We start from the raw sequence: 17,922 nt of genomic DNA on the forward strand, positions 1-17,922 counted from the left end.
CCGGTGGTGGGCTGCTGGCGCCCCTTTGTGTCGCAGTGTCGGTGGAGTCTGAAAGTATGTAACTTATGACAATTATTGCTGCCGCCGATGGTTCGGCTTTGGGAAATCCTGGTCCTGCTGGCTGGGCCTGGTACGTCGACGACAGCTGCTGGCGGGCAGGGGGCTGGCCTCACGGCACCAACAACATGGGCGAGCTTATGGCGGTCTTGGATCTTTTCAATTCGACTGCACACCTGCCGCAAGAGCCGCTTCACATCTTGTGCGACAGTCAGTACGTCATCAACAGCGTCACCAAGTGGATGCCGGGTTGGAAGCGAAAGGGCTGGCGCAAATCGGACGGAAAGCCGGTACTCAACCTTGAACTGCTGAAGGAAATTGACGCGGCGCTCGTGGGTCGCAAATACACCTTTGAATGGGTCAAGGGGCACGCTGGCCACGATCTCAACGAAGCTGCCGATGTCCGTGCTCGCGACGCCGCCACTGCTTATCAGGCCAAGCGCCAGCCAAATGCAGGGCCTGGTTTCCCCGGCGCCCAATCTTCGACCGACTCGAAGGAGAACGACGCCGGGCCGTCCAGTCAGCCTCTAAGCGCAGCTACCCCGGTCCTGGGCCTGGCACCTGCAGCCTTTAGTGAACTGACACCTGCAGCCTTAGGTGAATCTGCGCTCTTTGGTGATCAAGACCAGCCGGACCTCTTCTCCGTCATGGACGATGAGCCGGATCCTTCCTTCGCTCCGGGCCGAGTCACGGGCATCGACGCAGTTATCGAACTGGAGCGGGAACTGCTGGACCCTGCCGTGCGCGCGGATCCTTTCCGTGTTGCAGAATTACTGCACCCGGATTTTGAGGAGATCGGCAGCAGCGGTCGCAGTTGGACGCGGGCCGAAATTCTTCAAATGCTGAGCGACGAAGAGTCAGTTACCGTCGAGATGGAGCTCATGGGGCTTGCTCAGCTTGATGCCTGCACGGCACTGTTGACATACCGGAGTAGTTCACCTGGTCGAACTGTTCTGCGAAGTTCACTGTGGAACCTCGACAACGGCCAGTGGCGCCTGCGCTTCCATCAAGGAACTCTCGAAGCGTAGCTCCTAGAGCTCTAACCAACGCCGGCGACCAGCTCCAGTAACCGATCTTGCAGAAGTGTTGCGTCGTTTTCAGAACGGTGGTGCAACGTCACCTTGCGTTTGGATATAGACACGACCGGTGGGTGTGACGGTTCGAGTGACACCCGGGCTGACATTTTCCACAGTCCAGCCGGTATGCGGATCATCCTTGAGGTGGTGGCAATACGGGCATCTGGGGCGTAGGTTCTCGATGCTAGTTTCGCCCAGTGGCAGGATTACGCCATCATCGGTGTAAGTAAATCTGTTGTAAGGCGTGGTGTGGTCGAGTTCGCAAGATCGAGCGGGACGATCACAACCAATACCGGTACAGACAGGGTCTCGAAAGCGTACTTCACGAGCCATTGCCTTGGGAGGTTTTCGGGTCTTTCTTCCAACGCTCACAATGCGACCAGAATCGGGGTCGGTCAGGAATCTTCGCCAGAATTTTGCGGTAGCGGCCAATTCCTGTTCGTCATCTATGGGAATAGCCCCAAAACCTTCGAGTGTGGCTGGGTCGGAGGACTTACCTAGGAGCCTGTCGGCTGAAACGGTGATATTCAGAACTGCCGGAATGCGGTTCTTGAAGTAGGGACCGCATTGCTGAGTGGAATTGTTGTGTGCTGGGTTGGATTCCTCGTGGGCAGAGCCGGAAGAGTTGTGCAACAGCATTTGGTGCATCAAATCGATCAGCACATCGGCTCGGTATTCGCCCAGTGACCGTGACGGCCGCCCTGTCGGCGTGATGCCGTGGCTGTCCTCACCATTGCTCTTGGCTGCCTTTGCCCAGTCCTCCAACGAATTGAAGAGTAGCGCGGCGTCGGTGGCTGGTAGGCGGGCGCCTAAGTACGCCATGCCATCCGGTAGGGGAGTGATCCAAACGTCGCGGCTAGTCCGGGCTCTGCGGTGGCGCTGCTCAATGGGCTCGGGATTGTGCCGTTCGGCGATTCCGCGAACTTTCCGGGTCAGCGCGTTCGGATTGCAACTCATCGCGAAATCGAGGAACTTGGGCTCGAGCTGATGCAGAATTTGTGGGGGAGTGTTCTCACATCCACGAATTACCGCCCGCACACGGCGAACATCCAGGCAACCGTCGTCGAATAGGGCGAATGTATCGGGCAGATGCTGGACTAAGAGCTCTGCATCGGAGATGAGATGCTCTGCAGCCCCGCTGCCAATGGCAAATAGGGCCATGAGTTCTGCGGCAGCATAGCGGGAGCGGTCAGGATGTTTTGCAGGGGGTTCTTCGCCAAGAACCGGTGGACGCCGTGTGGCGAACACATCAATTGCGGCAGCTTGCCGGGCCATAGCCCAAGATGCCTGCCGTTCAGAGGCCTGAATGTAGTTGAGCAGTTCCTCATCGTCGAGGTCGTTGGGATCCAACTCAGCAAGAGCAGCCGCTCCGCGTTGTGGCGTCCATTCAATGTAGTTTGCTTGTTCCTCGGCCGTCATGGGAGGCAAAAGCCGTTGGACTCGTTTGGGCCCACCGTAAACAGGTTCCATGATGGGACGGGGCATGGTCAGGGGTTCGGCAAAACGCAAGACATTTCGGTGAATCCACTCAGGATCTGCACTTAGTTTGTTCGGCATTTGCGGGCGAGCGGTGGAAGGAGATTCCTGAGGTGTCTCGAAGTTCGCAGCCGATTGACTCTCGAGTGGTTGCTCGGGATTCGATCCTGAAACTGACGGTCCGGAAAGGTTGGATTCCTCTGAAGATCCGGGCCAATTCGCCTTGCCCATAGTTCATTTTATCCTAGTAGAGTTCGATACACTAGAGTTTACTCGAACAAATATTTGAATTGATGCAAGTTGAGTGCTTATTGATGGGGCTCGGCTTCCCGGCCGGGGCCACAACTCGAGGTGAGTACCAGCCGGGAAGTCGGGAACACGGGAAGTCAGACCGGCCAAGAAGCCGAGAAGCCGAGAATCCAGAATCCGAGAAGCCGAAAATCCGAGAATCCAGAAAATGGGGGCGGTCAGCGGGCCGTAAACATGCGGGTGTTGGCGGCCTCAGCCTGTGCGTATTGGGTTGCGGCCATGGACAAGGCAGAGTTGATGCTCTCTAGGGACGCTTCGACTTTGAGTTCGGTGGAATGCCACTCCACCATGAGTGATTGAAAGTTAGTCGCCGCGGTTCCTGTCCAGGACGATTGCAGGTCCAACAGGTTCCGCTTCATGGCGTCTACTTCGGCCCGGATTCTTTCTACTGATCCCTTAACGGCCGTGCTTTTCAGGGCGAGATCGTCACTGTTGACGTTGAACTGTGCCATGGGAATTACCTTGCCTTCGTTGCTGGGGCCCAGTGAATGTCACTGGTAGGCCCAGCATAGAAGTCGCCCGCAGGCAGTGAAACCCTAGTTCGTGGAAGCGTGGGAAGTAGTGCTCACCACTGCGTCTGTGGAGGAATCGAACCCGCGGCCCTACACCACGTCTTCCTCGCCTCCGCGTTGGTCAATCTCATGGTCCTCAGCCTTGTAGGGCAGCTCTATGACCATGGTTGCGCCGCCGTCGGGCGTGTCTTCCAGCCTGACAGTTCCTTCGTGGGAGGCCACAATGGCCGATACGATAGCCAGCCCCAGTCCGCTGCCACCAGTGTTCCTATCACGGGAGGAGTCCGCCCGGTAGAAGCGCTCGAAGACGCGTGGTGCTTCCTCGGCTGAGATGCCTGGCCCATGGTCACGAATCTTGATGACGGAATAGTGTGTGGCCCCGTCGGCCCCGTCGCCACCGTCGGCCCCGTCTGCGCGGGTGCCGACCATGATTTCTATGGGGGAGCCCTCAGGTGTGTAGCGCAGTGCGTTGCCCATAAGGTTTGCCACGACCTGACGCAGCTTCGCCTCGTCTCCGACGGTCGGCGCTGGGGTGCCGGGTCCGCCGTCGAGCCCTATAACGGTGAAGGTCCTATCCCGGGCGGTGGCCCTGGCGTCGAGAACCGCATCGTGGCCCAAGATCAGCAGGTCTACGGGCTTGAGCTGCAACGGGCGCTGCTCGTCGATGCGGGCCAGCACCAGCAAGTCCTCGACCAGTTCGCCCATCCGTTTGGCTTCGCTCTCGATCCGCCCCATGGCCGTGCCCACGTCTTCGGGCGTTTGAAGGGCTCCATGACGGTAGAGCTCTGAGAAGCCGCGGATGGTCACCAGCGGGGTGCGCAGTTCGTGAGAGGCATCGGCAACAAAGCGCCGCATCTTCTTTTCGGAAGCTGTTCTGGCGGCGAAGGCATGCTCAATGTGGGCCAGCATGGCGTTGAGTGAGCCGGACAAACGGCCCACTTCCGTGGCAGGGTTCTCAATATCTACGCGGCGGGAGAGATCACCGGCAGCAATGGCTGCTGCTGTTTTCTCCACGCGGCCCAAGGGTCTGAAGGAGCGGGTGACGGTCCAGTAGGCAATCATGGTGCCCAAGGTGACCGCCAAAATAGCGACCCCGGCAATGACCACAGCTAAACGCTCCATGGTCATGTTGAGGTTTTCATACGGCAGCCCCACCACAACATAGCCAACATAGGAAGTGCTACCCGGGTTCAGTCCGCCCGTTCCAAAGCTGAACTTCTGTGGGGCGACGATCGTCACCCTCCAGGGGGCGCCGCCGTCGCTACTAGGGACGGTGAACGTCTTGCCACTCAGTGCCTGTGCTTCATCCGCGGAGTAGTTGGAATAGACGGGTTTGTCTTGGCCCGAACGGTTCTGATCAGCTAGCGAACCATTGGAAAAATGAAACCCCACGTAGTAGTCAAAGGCAAAGGGCGTTTGCCCGGTGTTCTGCGAATCTACCGTCCCGATGCCCACAATGGAGCGCTGGAACGTGGTGAGCTGTGTGTCCATCTGATCTTCCAGAAAGGAGTGCAGCAAAAGGAACGTTGTGGCTCCCAGGGCCAGCAAGGACACGCTCAACAGGGCGCTGATGATGGCCACCAGCTGGGAGCGCAGGGAGGCGTTTTTCCACAACGTAATCAATGTATTGGTGCAGCGCTAGCGCTTATCAGCCGTCCGCAGCACGTAGCCCACGCCGCGCTTGGTCTGGATCAGGGCAGGCAGGGACGCATCAATGTCCACCTTGCGGCGCAGGTAGGAAATGTAGGATTCCACGATCGAAGCGTCGCCGTTGAAATCGTATTCCCACACATGGTCAAGGATTTGGGCCTTGGAGAGCACGCGGTTGGGGTTGAGCATCAAGTACCGCAGCAGCTTGAATTCGGTGGGGGAGAGTTCCACCGTCTTGCCGGCGCGGCGCACCTCGTGGGCGTCGTCGTCGAGCTCTAGATCGGCAACGCGCAGTACGGCGTCGTCGTCCTCGGTGGGCTGAGTGCGGCGCAGCACGGCGCGGATGCGGGCCACCACCTCATCAAGGCTGAACGGCTTGGTGACGTAGTCGTCCCCGCCCACGGTCAGGCCCGTGACCTTGTCTTCGGTGTCATCGCGTGCCGTCAGGAACAGCACAGGGAAGTGCCGTCCGGCCGCGCGCAGGCGGCGGGTCACGGTGAATCCGTCCATGTCCGGGAGCATTACATCCAGGACAGCAAGATCGGGGTTGTGCTCCTCGGCGGCGGCCAATGCGTCGCGGCCATTGGCGGCGGCGATGACCTCAAACCCGGCAAAACGCAGGGAAGTTGAAAGGAGCTCACGAATATTGGGCTCGTCGTCTACAACAAGCAGCTTGGCTTCAGGTCCAGTCTTTTTCACCATTTCAGTCTCCGACTATTCGCTGGGAATATGCTGGATATTCCGTGGGTAAGTACTGTCAGCTTACGCCCAGAGAGTTCCCAGCTGCTAGTGGGTAGTGCGAGAAATCTCCTTTTACGTTTCGGAGGGCGGCGTCCGTCACGACCGCGCTCAATGCACATCTGGGGCCGTATCGCTACGCTGGGGGAGAGTTCATCGTCGCGAGAGAAATGAGAACCTCCATGCCCTTAGCATTTTCCACCCTGGGCTGTCCGGGCGATTCCCTGACCCAGGTCATCGACATTGCCCGTGCGGTGGGGGCTACCGGTGTGGAGATCCGGGTGGCCGACGGCGAGTTCGCCTACCCCGGCATGGACGCCGACGCGCGTGCCGACATTGCCCGGCAGCTCGGTGATGCTGGGCTGACGGTGCTCACTTTGGCCAGTTACGTCAAAGTGTGCAAGCCGCACAATGCTGGTGGGGAGGGCCTAGGGAAGTACGACGGCGGGCCCCTCACCATGGGTGCCGACGATTCCCAAGGTGCGCCCAGCGCGAACGATCCGGTCCTCGCGGACTTGCTGGCCGCCGTCGAACTTGCCGCAGATTTATCGGCACGAAACGCGAAGACTGGCTCTCCTATCATCGGTACTCCCCTTGTCTGCGCGCAGTTGCGAGTGTTTCCCGGTGCCGGGTTAGAGCCGTGTTCAGAAGGGACCGCGCCTTCTGCGGAGATGGCGGCGGCTGACCGGTTGGGCGCGAGCAGGCTCAATGCTGCGGCTGCCAGAGCCCGGGAACTAGGGGTGAGAATGCTGCTAGAAACGCACGATTCGCACCCGCGGGCCTCCGACATCATGCGTATTTTGGCCCATGTCGATGACGATGCGCCGGTCAAGGTTATTTGGGATCTGATGCATCCCTGGCGCTATGACGAGGCGCCCGTCCGTACCGCTGAATTGCTGGCGGACCGGTTGGCATACGCGCAATATAAGGACGGTGTGCGAAATCCGGGCACCAACACTGTATCGCTCACGCTGCCGGGCGAGGGTGAGTTGCCACTAGTGGAAATGCGGGATCTGGTGGCTGAGATTTCGGCGGCTCATGGGACCCGCGATCCGTGGATTTCCCTTGAATGGGAACGGGCCTGGCACCCGGAACTGCCGCCAGTGGCGGAGGCGTTGGCGTCGCTGAAAAGAGTTCTGGAATAACGGGCGGAGCCGCTCAGGGTGACTCTGGCAACTTGTTAGGTTCCCAAGAATAGATGTTCAGCCTGAGCCTGCTTCGTAACGTGTGCTTCGTGATGCCGACAGGGCCGGGCCTTTCCACAGCGAGGGGTGAGGGATCCGCCGTCGAACGTGAGCTAACGCAGCTGGTTCAGGCAGGAACTGGTGGATTATCAGGAGAGATGGGAGTAAATCTCCACCGGAGCCAGCAGCCCGGATTTGAAAGCCGTGAGGAGGTTGGCCATAGCTCCGGCCTCAACTCCAACCGGACCTCCGGAAGCCAGAGCTTTCTCCAGGAATGCTATTCCTTCAGTCAGCGTCTTGGCTTCTTGATCAACCTCAAAACCGGCTTGAGCCAGCGCGTCGCTGTAGGCCAAGGGCGGTTGCACAAACGATGTGTCCGGCGTGAGCGCCCATGGCAGAGGGTAGGGCTCCATGTCACCGCCGAGGAGCATGATGTCGTACACGGCGAAAATGCCGCCGGGACGGAGGACTCGGGCAGCCTCAGCAAAGACTTTGTCCTTATCTCGGATGTTCATGCCCACGTGGATCATCAATGCGATATCGAACGAGCCCGCGTCAAAGGGTAGGGACAAAATGCTTCCTTGGCTGAACTCGACTTGGCTGGATAGTCCAGTGCGTTGAGTGAGTGAGCGGGCGGCGTCCACGAATCCTAGTGTCAGGTCCACGCCGTGGACCGTGGCACCGAAATCGTGCGCCACATGGCGGGCCACTCCGCCCGTGCCTGAACCCAAATCCACCACACGGCTGCCACCATTGATGCCAGCGCGGTTGGCAACGCGGGTTGTTGCGGCTGCACCGCCAATGTGGAGTTGGTCCGCGCCCTGTAGATCAGCTGGGGCGAAGCTCTCCGGGTTTCCTCCGGCAGCCTTGATGATCCCCAATAATTGGTCTTCCACGTTGCTGCGTCCGTAGTGGGCGGCAACTGTCTCCTCGGTGTTCATGGCGTCTCCAAACGGTGCACGCGAGCTGCGGAGATTCCCCGCATTTTTTGATCCTACTCCTGCGCAGGTGCCGCGGGCAGAGTTCATGCAGCTAGATTTGGCGGGCGCGAATCCTCTGCGCAGAGGGGAGTGAATTGATTGGGTCCATGTGGGATAGCGATGCCGCTAAGCGCACCATTGGTGCGCTAGCGTCCGTCTGTCCGACGGCTAGCCTGCCTGTCTGCCTGTCTGTCTGACGGCTAGGCTGTCCGTCCGTCCGTCTGTTCGACGGCTGGCCTGCCTGTCTGTCCGTCTGCCGGCCACGGGGCTATAGGATGTCTTTGCCGTCTACGATCCGGTAGGCGTAGCCTTGCTCGGCGAGGAAGCGCTGACGCTTGGCGGCGAAGTCGGCGTCCACGGTATCGCGAGCTACAACGGTGTAAAAACGTGCTGTGCGGCCGTCGGCCTTGGGACGCATGAGCCGGCCCAGCCGCTGTGCCTCTTCCTGCCGGGAACCGAAAGCACCGGAAACTTGAATCGCCACAGACGCCTCCGGTAAGTCCAATGAAAAGTTCGCCACTTTGGAGACCACCAGAACTGAAATCTGGCCCTGCCGGAATTCTTCAAAGAGCCGAAGCCGTTCCTTGACGCTGGTGCTGCCAGTGATCAGCGGAGCCTGGAGCGCCGCAGCCAACTCATCCAGCTGATCTAAATACTGCCCAATCACCAAGATCTGTTCATCCGGATGAGATGCCACCAGCGCTTTTGCAACCACAGACTTAGCGGGGGAGGTGGCGCACATGCGGTACCGTCCGGCGTCGTCCGTGGTGGCATAAGCCAGGCGCTCGGCACGGCTTAGATCCACGCGAACCTCAACGCAATCGGCCGGTGCGATATGGCCTTGCGCCTCGATATCTTTCCAGGGCGCGTCGTAGCGTTTAGGCCCAATGAGGGCAAAGACTTCGCCTTCGCGGCCGTCTTCACGCACCAAGGTGGCCGTCAGTCCCAGCCGCCTGCGGGCCTGAAGATCGGCGGTCATGCGGAAAATGGGGGCTGGGAGTATATGGACTTCGTCGTAAATAAGCAGGCCCCAATCGTGATCGTTGAGCAGATCCAGGTGCGTGTACATGCCGTTGCGGCGGGTGGTGAGCACCTGATAAGTGGCGATGGTGACCGGTCGCAGCTCCTTAACAGCACCGGAATACTCGCCAATCTCGTGCTCAGACAAGGTAGTCCGTTTGAGTAATTCAGCCTTCCACTGCCGGGCGGACACGGTATTGGTGACCAGAATCAGGACGGTAGTCCCCGAGGCTGCCATGGCGGCAGCGCCCACAATGGTTTTGCCAGCACCGCAGGGCAGCACCACGACGCCGGATCCGCCCGCCCAAAAATTCTCCACAGCCTGGCGCTGATAGGGCCGCAACGTCCACGGGGCTGGGGAGTCTACGGCCGCGTCAGCTTTGGGGATGTTGACACCGCCGTCATCCGTCAGCGCAATGAGGTGCGCGGTGCCGTCGACGTAACCGGCAAGATCCTCCGCAGGCCACCCCGCCTGCAATAGCAAAGCCTTGAGCTCACCGCGTGCCGAGCCATGGACCACTGCCGTCAGCGGATCGATGCGGGCGCCGAGCAGCGCCGCCACTTTCTTCCCGTGCGCCACTTCGCTCAGAATCAGTTCGTCGTCGCTGCGCAGAACCAGTCCGTGAATGGGATCCTTTTCCAGCCGCAGCCGGCCATACCGCGCCATGATTTCCACAATGTCCAGCAGCAAGGGATGCGGCACGGGGTAACGCGAGTAACGCAACAGCGTATCCACGACATGTTCGGCGTCGTGCCCCGCGGCCCGCGCATTCCACAGCCCTAAAGGCGTAATCCGGTAGCTGTGCATATGCTCCGGCGCACGTTCCAAATCGGCGAACGACGCAATGGCATGCCGCGCATCCTCGGCCTCCGGATGCGCCACTTCCAGCAGGATGGTTTTATCGCTCTGGACGATCAACGGCCCGTCAGCCATGACGCTCCTTTCTGGTTGTAGATGTGTTGGTTGTAGTTGCGCTGGTTGAAGCTGCGCTTGCGCGGTCAGCTTCCAGCCGTTCCGGCGCGGCCGAGATGATTCGGTGAATGCTCAGGCGCCGCTCCCGGGTTGTGTCCGGCAGGCTCGCCCGCAGCGTCCCCGCCACCAACGACACCGGCCACAGGAGTAACTCCTCAATCTCTCCAGCGCCATCCACCACACGTACCCTGAGGAGATCCGCGCGTCCCAGCGCCCGCCGCAACTCTTCCATAACCAGTGCCGGACCGGATTCGCCCACACCGTCGTTCGCCCAGATGGGTTGACTGCGCAGTCCTTTGAGCTGTGCCAGTGCCAAAGCCTGTGCTTCCTCATGGACGACGCCGTTGCCCGGCTCAGGCTGTTGCGCCACCTGTCGCCGGGCTGCTGGTGGGGACGGCGGGGTTGTTGGCGGGGGTGTCGAAATTGCCTGAGGATGGTTCCGGAATACCTCGACAATGAGAAACTCCAAGGATTGTGGCACAGCAGTGCTTGAATGTTGCTGAAGGAAATCGAGCACGTCGGTACGGCTCATGCCAGACGCGGCGGCAAACTCTAATGAGCGTTGACTGAATCGGAAGATTCCGGCAGCTCCGCGCCCCTCGGGTACCGCCATAAGCTTGAGCGTTGAGGCAATAGCAGGGTCCAGGAAGCCCGGTGCGATAGCGGTGAGATCGCCCTGCAGCACAAAGTTCTCCACTGGGGCGGGCAGCAAGGCGTGCATGGCGGCGGTTGCGAGAGCAGCGTCGCCGCGTGCGGCTGCTTGGCCCGGGGAGCTGAGTGCGCCAGCACCTGTGATCCCCAACCATTCCAACTCGTGCAACAGAGCTGGGAGTTGATGGCTCAGGGCAGCGGTCTGCCGCGGATGCTGCCAAGCCATGGCAGCGAGCACCGAGTCCAGATCGGGTGCGGCCGAAACTGGTGCCGCCGAATTCGTTGCCGAGGCGCCAGCCGAGAGAGACGCCGTGACCGAAACTAGCTGGCGGCGCCATCGGCGCGCGTGACGGGGAGGGTGGTAAGGGGCCAGTGGTTTGAGGAGAGCCGAGGGCGGTCGGGCACTGTTTAGCCATGCCCGAGCGAGAACCAGCCATTGTTCGGTTCTTTCCAGAGTGCTCCACTTCGCGGCGTGGCTGTGCGGGGCATTGGCGCGCCAGCAGCGCGCGGATTCATCAAAGGTTAAGAGGTGTGCGGCGCCGGCCAGCTCCAGATGAAAGTTCACGCTTTGGGTGTCTAGGCCCAGGGCTTTCGAGAGTTCACGCACCGGGCGGACACCGAGGGTGCCATCTCGCAGAACGCCAAGTCCTGAGCCCCCGGCACCAGCACCACCCACCAGCTCCAACAGTTCGTTCATGGTGCGTAAGAGCGTTTCGGCTGCGCTGCCTACAGCGTTGTCGCGCATCGAGGGAGAGACAGGGGTCAGCCGTGGTTGAGGTGCCTGAGCAAAATCAGGCAGCGTGCTCCCAAGAAGCGAGTCCTCGCTGGCCAACGCGAGTGCCACGGCGGCGAGGGGCGCAACAAGGAGCGTGCCGGCGTCGTGCTTCAGGGAAGGAAACAGGGAAGGAAGAAGAGAATCAGTCCGGAGGACCAAAGCTAACTCATGGAGCGAATACAGCTCGGCACCGTGAGCACCGTGAGAACTGTCACCGCCGCGAACAACATTGCTCAGGGCGCGCAGCTGCGCGAGATTGAGCTGATCGAGCGCGAGGTTGATGCTGGCGGTGGTGGAGAGTCTGCTGGCGAGGTCGGCGAAGTTGGCCACCGGGGGAGTGATCGCGTCCGGGCGCAGGGAAAAGAGGCGGAGCAGTTCAGAGTCGCTGCGGTCAGCCAAGCTCGCCGCAAAGTCCTGCAAAGAGCCCATGGATTCTAAAGTGCCCATGGAAGGGGCGGGCGGCTCAGAGTCGGCGGCGGGCGGCCACGGCGTACAGGACGCTGGTGCCCATCATCAAAAATGCTGCGGGGAGGGCGATCATGGCGATCCAATTGAAGCCTGGCCAGGGGGCGCCGCCCACCCATTTGCTGACCAAAACCACGATCAGGGCAATCAGGGCGGCAAGGGCCAACGCCATAGCGGTGTAATTGAACAGCTGCCAACCGCGATTAAGGCGTTGTGGGGCGGAAAAATGGGGGCTCATGAACATAACGCTAACAGCGGACAGGTGAGGCACAAAGCCACGCGTGTTTCCCCGACACGGTAACCTAGTACCCAGTAGAACTGCGTAACCTGCTGTTGCAGGCACCGCCCGCCAGATTCCCGGGATCGGGAACGGCGTAGAGCAACCGCACAGCATGGCAAGCAGTTCGCGACATTCAACTTATAAGGGGTAAGCAAGTGCCTATCGGCAAAGTGAAGTGGTACGACAACGAAAAGGGTTTTGGCATCATCGCGGCCGACGACGGTCGTGAAGTTTTCCTGCGAGCCAACGCCCTGCCCGCCGACGCCGGCGACATCAAGCCCGGCATGCGCATGGAATTTGGTGTGGCCGACGGACGCAAGGGCGCCCAGGCCATGGCCGCGAAGATTCTTGACCGCAGCGCCTCCGTGGCCAAGGCTAAGCGCATGCCCGCCCGTGACCTGGCCCCAATTGTTCAGGACCTGGTCTCGCTGCTTGAGCACTCCATTGGCTCCCTCAACAACGGCAAATATCCTGACGGTGACGCAAGCAAGATTGCTGCTGCGCTGCGCAAGGTTGCCGACAACTTCGACGCGTAACGGTGCCCACCATGACCGAAATTTCCAGTACCTCAGACGAGCAAGCGCCAACCGATCCCACAGCACTTCCCGGTGTTCCGGTGTGGCGGGTGGGCAAACCTGACGCTTTCTTGGCCGCTGACGTGGACACGGCGCGTGCAGCGGTGGCGAGCATCGCCAGTGACTGGGCTATCGGTAAGCACCTCGGCGCACGCAGCGAAGGCGTTCGGTGCGTGACTCACCTCTTTGAGTCCCGTCAGCCCGGCTATTCCGGTTGGGTCTGGTTCGCCTCGCTGAGCCGGGTATCGCGCAGCAAGGAATCCACGGTGAACGAGGTGGGCATGTTGCCTACCGAGGACTCCGTGCTGGCGCCCGCCTGGGTGCCGTGGGCAGAGCGTGTCCGGCCAGAGGACCAGCAAGATGATGAGCCCGCCGCTGTTGAGACTCATTCAGAAGCGGACGACGCCGAAGCTGACGCCGCCACCGATGACCACGGAGACGATGCCGGGGCTACTGATAGCGACGAAGGCTTTGAGGCTGACGCCGACGGTGCTGATGCTGACGGTGAGGACGCGGACGACGCGGACGAGAGTCACGACGAAGCCGAGACTCACTAAAACACGTCTTGGCGTGAGTGTGCTCGGGGTGCCTGAAGACGGTAGCCCGAAGACAGTGGTCAGGAAACGGTAGTCAAAAATTGTAGGTAAAAGATAAGGCCGCTTCCCGAGATGGGTAGCGGCCTTATCTTGTGGTTCTTTGGAACTAGATGTTCTCAATGACGTAGTCAATGCACTTGGTCAGTGCGGTGATGTCATCGGGATCAATGGCCACGAAGGTGGCGATGCGCAGCTGGTTGCGGCCCAGCTTGCGGTAGGGCTCGGTGTCCACGATGCCGTTGGCGCGCAGCACCTTGGCCACGGCGGCCGCGTCCACAGACTCGTCGAAGTCAATGGTGACGATGACGTTGGAGCGGTCTGCCGGGTTCACCACGTACGGGGTGGCCACGGCGGATTCTTCGGCCCAGGTGTACAAGCGGCCTGCGGAATCAGCGGTGCGTGCCGAAGCGAAATCAATCCCACCGTTGCTGTTGAGCCACTGAACCTGGTTGTTTAGAGTGACAAGAGTGGAGAGTGCAGGGGTGTTGTACGTCTGGTTCAGCAGTGAATTGTCAATGGCGGTCTTGAGGTTCAAGAAGTCCGGAACCCAGCGGTCGGAAGCGGCAATGCGTGCGGCACGCTCGAGCGCTGCGGGGGAGAACAGGCCGAGCCAAATGCCGCCGTCGGACGCGAAGTTCTTTTGCGGTGCAAAGTAGTAGACATCGCTTTCGCTCACATCCACGGCCAAGCCTCCTGCTGCGGACGTCGCATCGATGAGGACCAGCGAGCCCTCGTCGGCCCCAGCAACACGCTTTACAGGGGCTGCAACTCCGGTGGAGGTTTCATTCTGGGGCCAGGCGTAGGCGTCCACCCCGGCTTCAGCTACGGCCACCGGGCGGGTCCCGGGCTCAGCCTTGATGATGGAGGAAGCAGCCAGGAACGGAGCCTTATCGGTGGCCGCGGCAAACTTGGAGCCGAACTCGCCGAAGGAAAGGTGCTGGGCCTTGTTCTCTACGAGGCCAAAGGTTGCCACGTCCCAGAAAGCTGTCGAGCCGCCAACGCCGAGGATTACTTCGTAACCGTCGGGTGCGTTGAAGAACTGCTTCAAACCGCTGCGGACATCGCCTACGAGATTCTTGACCGGGGCTTGGCGATGGGAGGTGCCAAGCAAGGATGCGCCGGCCACGGAGAGTGCCGCTACCTGCTCGGGGCGAACCTTGGAGGGCCCGGCGCCGAAGCGGCCATCGGCCGGGCGCAGGTGTGCAGGGATGGTGAGGGGCGTGGATTCGCTCACGAGTTGCTCCAAAATTAAGCGATGGAAGTGGTGTTTTGAGCCAAGGGCTGTTGCCAATTCTGCCGTAGAAGTGCGCGCAGAAGAAAAATAGAGCCAACAGTTCCGCAATATGGGTTTTAATACAACTGCACTATCTCTGCCCCGATCCCACCGTCCGTTTCGGCCCGCTGTTCATGTTTGGTGCCGCCGGGACAGTTTCCCCGCAGGGGCGCAAGCAGGCTAACGTAGAGAGGATGCTTTATGTCTTAATCCTTGCCCAATAACAGGAGGTCGTTGCCGTGGCAGATCTGATCGACACAACTGAAATGTACTTGCGTACCATCCTGGAGTTGGAAGAAGAGAACATTGTTGCCTTGCGGGCGCGTATTGCCGAGCGTCTGCACCACTCGGGCCCTACCGTTTCGCAGACCATTGGACGCATGGAACGCGATGGCCTAGTCATCGTCTCCGGTGATCGGCACCTTGAACTGACAGCTGAAGGCCGCGACAAAGCAACGCGGGTCATGCGCAAGCATCGCCTCGCGGAGCGGTTGCTCTCAGATGTGATTGGGCTGGACTGGGCTTTTGTGCACGAAGAAGCCTGCCGTTGGGAACATGTCATGAGCGAGAGGGTGGAGCAGCGTCTTTTTGATCTGCTGGGACGCCCTAATGAATCACCGTACGGAAACCCCATCCCGGGCTTGGAAGAGCTGGGAGGTGAGGTAGCTCCCGTTTTTGCTGCGGGCTTGGTCACATTAGTAGAGGCTATGACTAGCTACTCGGCGGGCCAGGAAGTCATTATTCACAGACTGTCCGAAAGGATACAAGTGGAGCCCGAACTTCTGCTCCAATTGGACGAGGGTGGATTACGCCCAGGGGCCCGGATTTCCTTGGAACAAGTGGGGGAGTACATCTCCGTGCGGGTGCCTGGAATTGAGGGTGCCTTGGAACTCCCGCCCGAGGTCGCATCGCACGTTTTCGTGTCCATGAGCTGACCGTCTTTTTGACACTCCACTATTGATGAATAAGGTAACGGAATTATTACGTTTACCGCTTGTGCCGTATAGTAAATATCTGACGCCGTAATCAAAGCGTTACCGTACTGCGACACCGAACCTTGCCTTCGCAGCATGGACAGTAATCATTTAGGCAAGGGCGGGGGAACCACTTTCGACGGGCCAATGGTCCGTCTTGGGGTGAAGCTCACACTCGAAACGCAACACTGGCACTACCTATGACGCAGCCCTAACGCTGACTGCGCCTTGGCTATGCCTGTGTCCAAAGAGCGTGGGCCGGATCAAAAGTTACACTCTCTGATCCGAATCCGACAGCTAACTTCGCAGGTGCTTTATATAGAGAGGTTTTTAGTGTCAGAGGTCAAAGTGCGGGGACGCCGTCGTGCGTCGTCGTTGGCAACACATGAGCTGTTGTCAGTGCCCGGTAGTCGCCGGGAAGCAATTGCTGCAGAACGGGCAACTGCCCCCACCAGCAGTGCAGTAGCCCAGATGCTGCGTGCCGGAGCCGCCAGCGGCGCCGGACAAAAAATGGGCGTAGCCATGGCAGCCACGGGTCTAGTCCTGGCTGTTACGCTTCCTTCCACGCAGGTTTCTGAAGACCTCCACATGGATACTGCAGTAGCTGTTTCCGCGGAAACGCAGGTCACAGCAGGTGCGCAGATCCCCATCACCTTCGCTACTCCGGAAATCGGCAGTGCTTTGAACCCAGATGGACAGCTCAAGCAAACCCTCAAGGTCAACGCCTCCAACGTGACCCTCCAGGCCTCCAAGGGAACCCTCTCGGCGCCCCTAGTGACCTTGGTGGAAAGTTCACCGTTCGGTAACCGCATCAGCCCCATTACCGGCCAGATCGATGAACGCCACACCGGTCAGGACTACGCTGTCGCGAGCGGCACTGAAGTGCTCTCCGCCGCCGGTGGAACCGTAACCTTCTCAGGCTGGCACAGCTACGGTGGAGGCAACCGCGTGGTTGTAGACCACGGTAACGGCCTCTCAACCTCGTACAACCACATGAGCAGCAACCTAGTGCAGGTTGGCCAGAAGGTTGAACGCGGCGACGTAGTGGGCCTCAGCGGCTCCACAGGCGCTTCTACCGGCCCCCACCTGCATTTCGAGGTCATCATCGACGACGAAGTTGTCGATCCTAAGGGCTGGCTTTAATTCCCCCACAGGGGCTCTATAGTTACGACTTAGTCACACGACCGTGACCTTAACGTGACATTGGGAAAAAACTGTTGTACCGTCGTAATCGCGCCAACTTCGAATCAAGTGGGCGCCCATAAGCCGATTGCCTAGCTCTGCCACTGCTTATGGTCCGTTCGTATCAATCGTCTGGCAGGGGCGGGGGAACCAATAATCGGGATTCGTAGAATGCTTGCGAAACCCTAGGGGTGAAGCCGCGAAGCGTTTAGTCACTGGCAAGGGAGAAATTCCTTGAGTGGATCAACGTGGAGCGGCCGGGTGACTCCCATCCGAATCCGACAGCTTACCTCGCAGGCTTTGGGAGAGGAATCCTTCTTGGCTTCAAACACTGCCCTCGGGCGCCACCGCGCCGAGGTTGTTAAGACCAGTCCGATCTCCACCCTCACGAAAGCCGTCAGTTTCAATGTCGGCGGGGTTGGTCGTCAGGCTGCTGTCATCGCAGCAGCTTCAGGACTTGTACTGACATCCGGTATCGCCGCAAACGCCGCAACTCCCACCGTGGAGCGCGCTTCGGACGGTGCCACTACGCTGAACTTGAACACGGAACTCGCTTCCGCTATCACGGCAGCTTCAACGGTGAAGATTTCCTTCGCCACCCCCACCATCACCTCCACCCCGGCTCCTGTTGTTGAAGCGCCGGTAGTTGTAGAGGCACAGTCCAGCGAAGTTGCAGTTGCAGCACCGGTTGCTGAAGCAGCAACCGCCGCAGCTCCAGCAGCTCCTGCGACTCCTGCTGCAGCAGCAGCAGCGCCGGCCGTAAGCGTCACCGAGCCGGAGCCTGTCGCACCTCAGCAGGCTGCAAGCGGAGTTGGCGCAATCATTGCCAGCGCTGCCTTGTCTCAGCTTGGCATTGGTCAGGACTGCACTGCGCTGGTTCGCAACGCTCTCTCTGCAGCTGGCATTTCCTGGGTTGGCTGGCCTGGCGACTACCTGAACAAGGGCCGCTTGGTCTCTCAGGGCGAAGCTCAGCCCGGCGACTTGATCTACTATGCAGATGGTGGTGTGGGTCTGGCCCACATCGCTGTTTACATTGGCAATGGCCAAGCCGTTCACGGTGGCTACCAGGGAACCACCAAGATCGCCGGTGCTTCCATTTATGGTGCCTCCGCTCCTGTCTTCATTGCAGTGGGCCACTAAGTATCACCCGCTTTTTGCTCAAAGCCCCGTCTTTCG

16 protein-coding genes and 2 riboswitches are annotated in these 17,922 nt (G+C 60.0%); of the genes, 7 read left to right on the forward strand and 9 right to left on the reverse strand.

Annotation, left to right across the window (positions count from 1 at the left end; genetic code table 11):
* Window positions 1-65 precede the first annotated feature (65 nt).
* Window positions 66-1,085 (forward strand): RNase H family protein, encoded by a 1,020-nt coding sequence (locus tag ACX80D_RS06250; protein ID WP_459321781.1) that lies wholly within the window; start codon window positions 66-68, stop codon window positions 1,083-1,085.
* Between the two features lie 69 nt (window positions 1,086-1,154).
* Here ACX80D_RS06250 and ACX80D_RS06255 read toward each other — a convergent pair whose 3' ends face one another.
* The 4 genes from ACX80D_RS06255 to ACX80D_RS06270 form a co-directional block, all read right to left on the reverse strand.
* The gene (locus ACX80D_RS06255) at window positions 1,155-2,840 is read right to left on the reverse strand and encodes an HNH endonuclease signature motif containing protein (RefSeq protein ID WP_459321782.1); all 1,686 of its coding nucleotides are present in this window, start codon (window positions 2,838-2,840) and stop codon (window positions 1,155-1,157) included.
* 236 nt (window positions 2,841-3,076) lie between these two features.
* On the reverse strand, window positions 3,077-3,370 hold the full coding sequence (locus ACX80D_RS06260) for a WXG100 family type VII secretion target (protein ID WP_363837619.1): 294 nt from the start codon (window positions 3,368-3,370) through the stop codon (window positions 3,077-3,079).
* A 150-nt stretch (window positions 3,371-3,520) separates the two neighbouring features.
* Complete coding sequence (locus ACX80D_RS06265; protein ID WP_459321783.1) at window positions 3,521-5,053, reverse strand: sensor histidine kinase; 1,533 nt, start codon at window positions 5,051-5,053, stop codon at window positions 3,521-3,523.
* A 15-nt stretch (window positions 5,054-5,068) separates the two neighbouring features.
* On the reverse strand, window positions 5,069-5,779 hold the full coding sequence (locus tag ACX80D_RS06270; protein ID WP_062294031.1) for a response regulator transcription factor: 711 nt from the start codon (window positions 5,777-5,779) through the stop codon (window positions 5,069-5,071).
* A 221-nt stretch (window positions 5,780-6,000) separates the two neighbouring features.
* On the opposite strand from ACX80D_RS06270, the gene ACX80D_RS06275 reads away from it, so the two are divergent.
* The gene (locus ACX80D_RS06275) at window positions 6,001-6,963 is read left to right on the forward strand and encodes a sugar phosphate isomerase/epimerase family protein (RefSeq protein WP_459321784.1); all 963 of its coding nucleotides are present in this window, start codon (window positions 6,001-6,003) and stop codon (window positions 6,961-6,963) included.
* A gap of 188 nt (window positions 6,964-7,151) precedes the next feature.
* Here ACX80D_RS06275 and ACX80D_RS06280 read toward each other — a convergent pair whose 3' ends face one another.
* From ACX80D_RS06280 to ACX80D_RS06295, 4 genes are all read right to left on the reverse strand, one after another.
* The gene (locus ACX80D_RS06280; RefSeq protein WP_459321785.1) at window positions 7,152-7,943 is read right to left on the reverse strand and encodes a class I SAM-dependent methyltransferase; all 792 of its coding nucleotides are present in this window, start codon (window positions 7,941-7,943) and stop codon (window positions 7,152-7,154) included.
* Window positions 7,944-8,250: 307 nt separating this feature from the next.
* Window positions 8,251-9,936, reverse strand: coding sequence for a DNA repair helicase XPB (locus ACX80D_RS06285; protein ID WP_459321786.1), 1,686 nt, complete (start codon window positions 9,934-9,936; stop codon window positions 8,251-8,253).
* Entirely contained in the window at window positions 9,929-11,830 is a 1,902-nt protein-coding gene (locus ACX80D_RS06290) for a helicase-associated domain-containing protein (protein ID WP_459321787.1), read from the reverse strand. The genes ACX80D_RS06285 and ACX80D_RS06290 overlap by 8 nt, the downstream gene beginning before the upstream one ends.
* Window positions 11,831-11,864: 34 nt before the next feature.
* The gene (locus ACX80D_RS06295; RefSeq protein ID WP_459321788.1) at window positions 11,865-12,104 is read right to left on the reverse strand and encodes a hypothetical protein; all 240 of its coding nucleotides are present in this window, start codon (window positions 12,102-12,104) and stop codon (window positions 11,865-11,867) included.
* A 197-nt stretch (window positions 12,105-12,301) separates the two neighbouring features.
* Here ACX80D_RS06295 and ACX80D_RS06300 point away from each other — a divergent pair, with 197 nt between their 5' ends.
* Together ACX80D_RS06300 and ACX80D_RS06305 are read left to right on the forward strand one after the other, a co-directional pair.
* On the forward strand, window positions 12,302-12,682 hold the full coding sequence (locus ACX80D_RS06300) for a cold-shock protein (RefSeq protein ID WP_459321789.1): 381 nt from the start codon (window positions 12,302-12,304) through the stop codon (window positions 12,680-12,682).
* 11 nt (window positions 12,683-12,693) lie between these two features.
* Window positions 12,694-13,278, forward strand: coding sequence for a DUF3027 domain-containing protein (locus ACX80D_RS06305; protein WP_459321790.1), 585 nt, complete (start codon window positions 12,694-12,696; stop codon window positions 13,276-13,278).
* 145 nt (window positions 13,279-13,423) lie between these two features.
* On the opposite strand, the gene serC is transcribed toward ACX80D_RS06305, so the two are convergent.
* Window positions 13,424-14,551, reverse strand: coding sequence for a phosphoserine transaminase (gene serC, locus ACX80D_RS06310; RefSeq protein ID WP_459321791.1), 1,128 nt, complete (start codon window positions 14,549-14,551; stop codon window positions 13,424-13,426).
* Window positions 14,552-14,829: 278 nt separating this feature from the next.
* Between serC and ACX80D_RS06315 the strand changes: the two genes are divergently transcribed.
* The 3 genes from ACX80D_RS06315 (at window position 14,830) to ACX80D_RS06325 (ending at window position 17,886) form a co-directional block, all read left to right on the forward strand.
* Complete coding sequence (locus ACX80D_RS06315) at window positions 14,830-15,525, forward strand: metal-dependent transcriptional regulator (protein WP_459321792.1); 696 nt, start codon at window positions 14,830-14,832, stop codon at window positions 15,523-15,525.
* A gap of 113 nt (window positions 15,526-15,638) precedes the next feature.
* Window positions 15,639-15,887: riboswitch (cyclic di-AMP (ydaO/yuaA leader) on the forward strand.
* A 10-nt stretch (window positions 15,888-15,897) separates the two neighbouring features.
* Entirely contained in the window at window positions 15,898-16,707 is an 810-nt protein-coding gene (locus ACX80D_RS06320; RefSeq protein ID WP_459321793.1) for a M23 family metallopeptidase, read from the forward strand.
* A gap of 142 nt (window positions 16,708-16,849) precedes the next feature.
* A riboswitch (cyclic di-AMP (ydaO/yuaA leader) is annotated at window positions 16,850-17,060 on the forward strand.
* Between the two features lie 4 nt (window positions 17,061-17,064).
* On the forward strand, window positions 17,065-17,886 hold the full coding sequence (locus tag ACX80D_RS06325) for an NlpC/P60 family protein (RefSeq protein WP_459321794.1): 822 nt from the start codon (window positions 17,065-17,067) through the stop codon (window positions 17,884-17,886).
* The last annotated feature ends 36 nt before the right edge of the window (window positions 17,887-17,922 follow it).

The organism is Arthrobacter sp. Sr24, assembly GCF_054511175.1.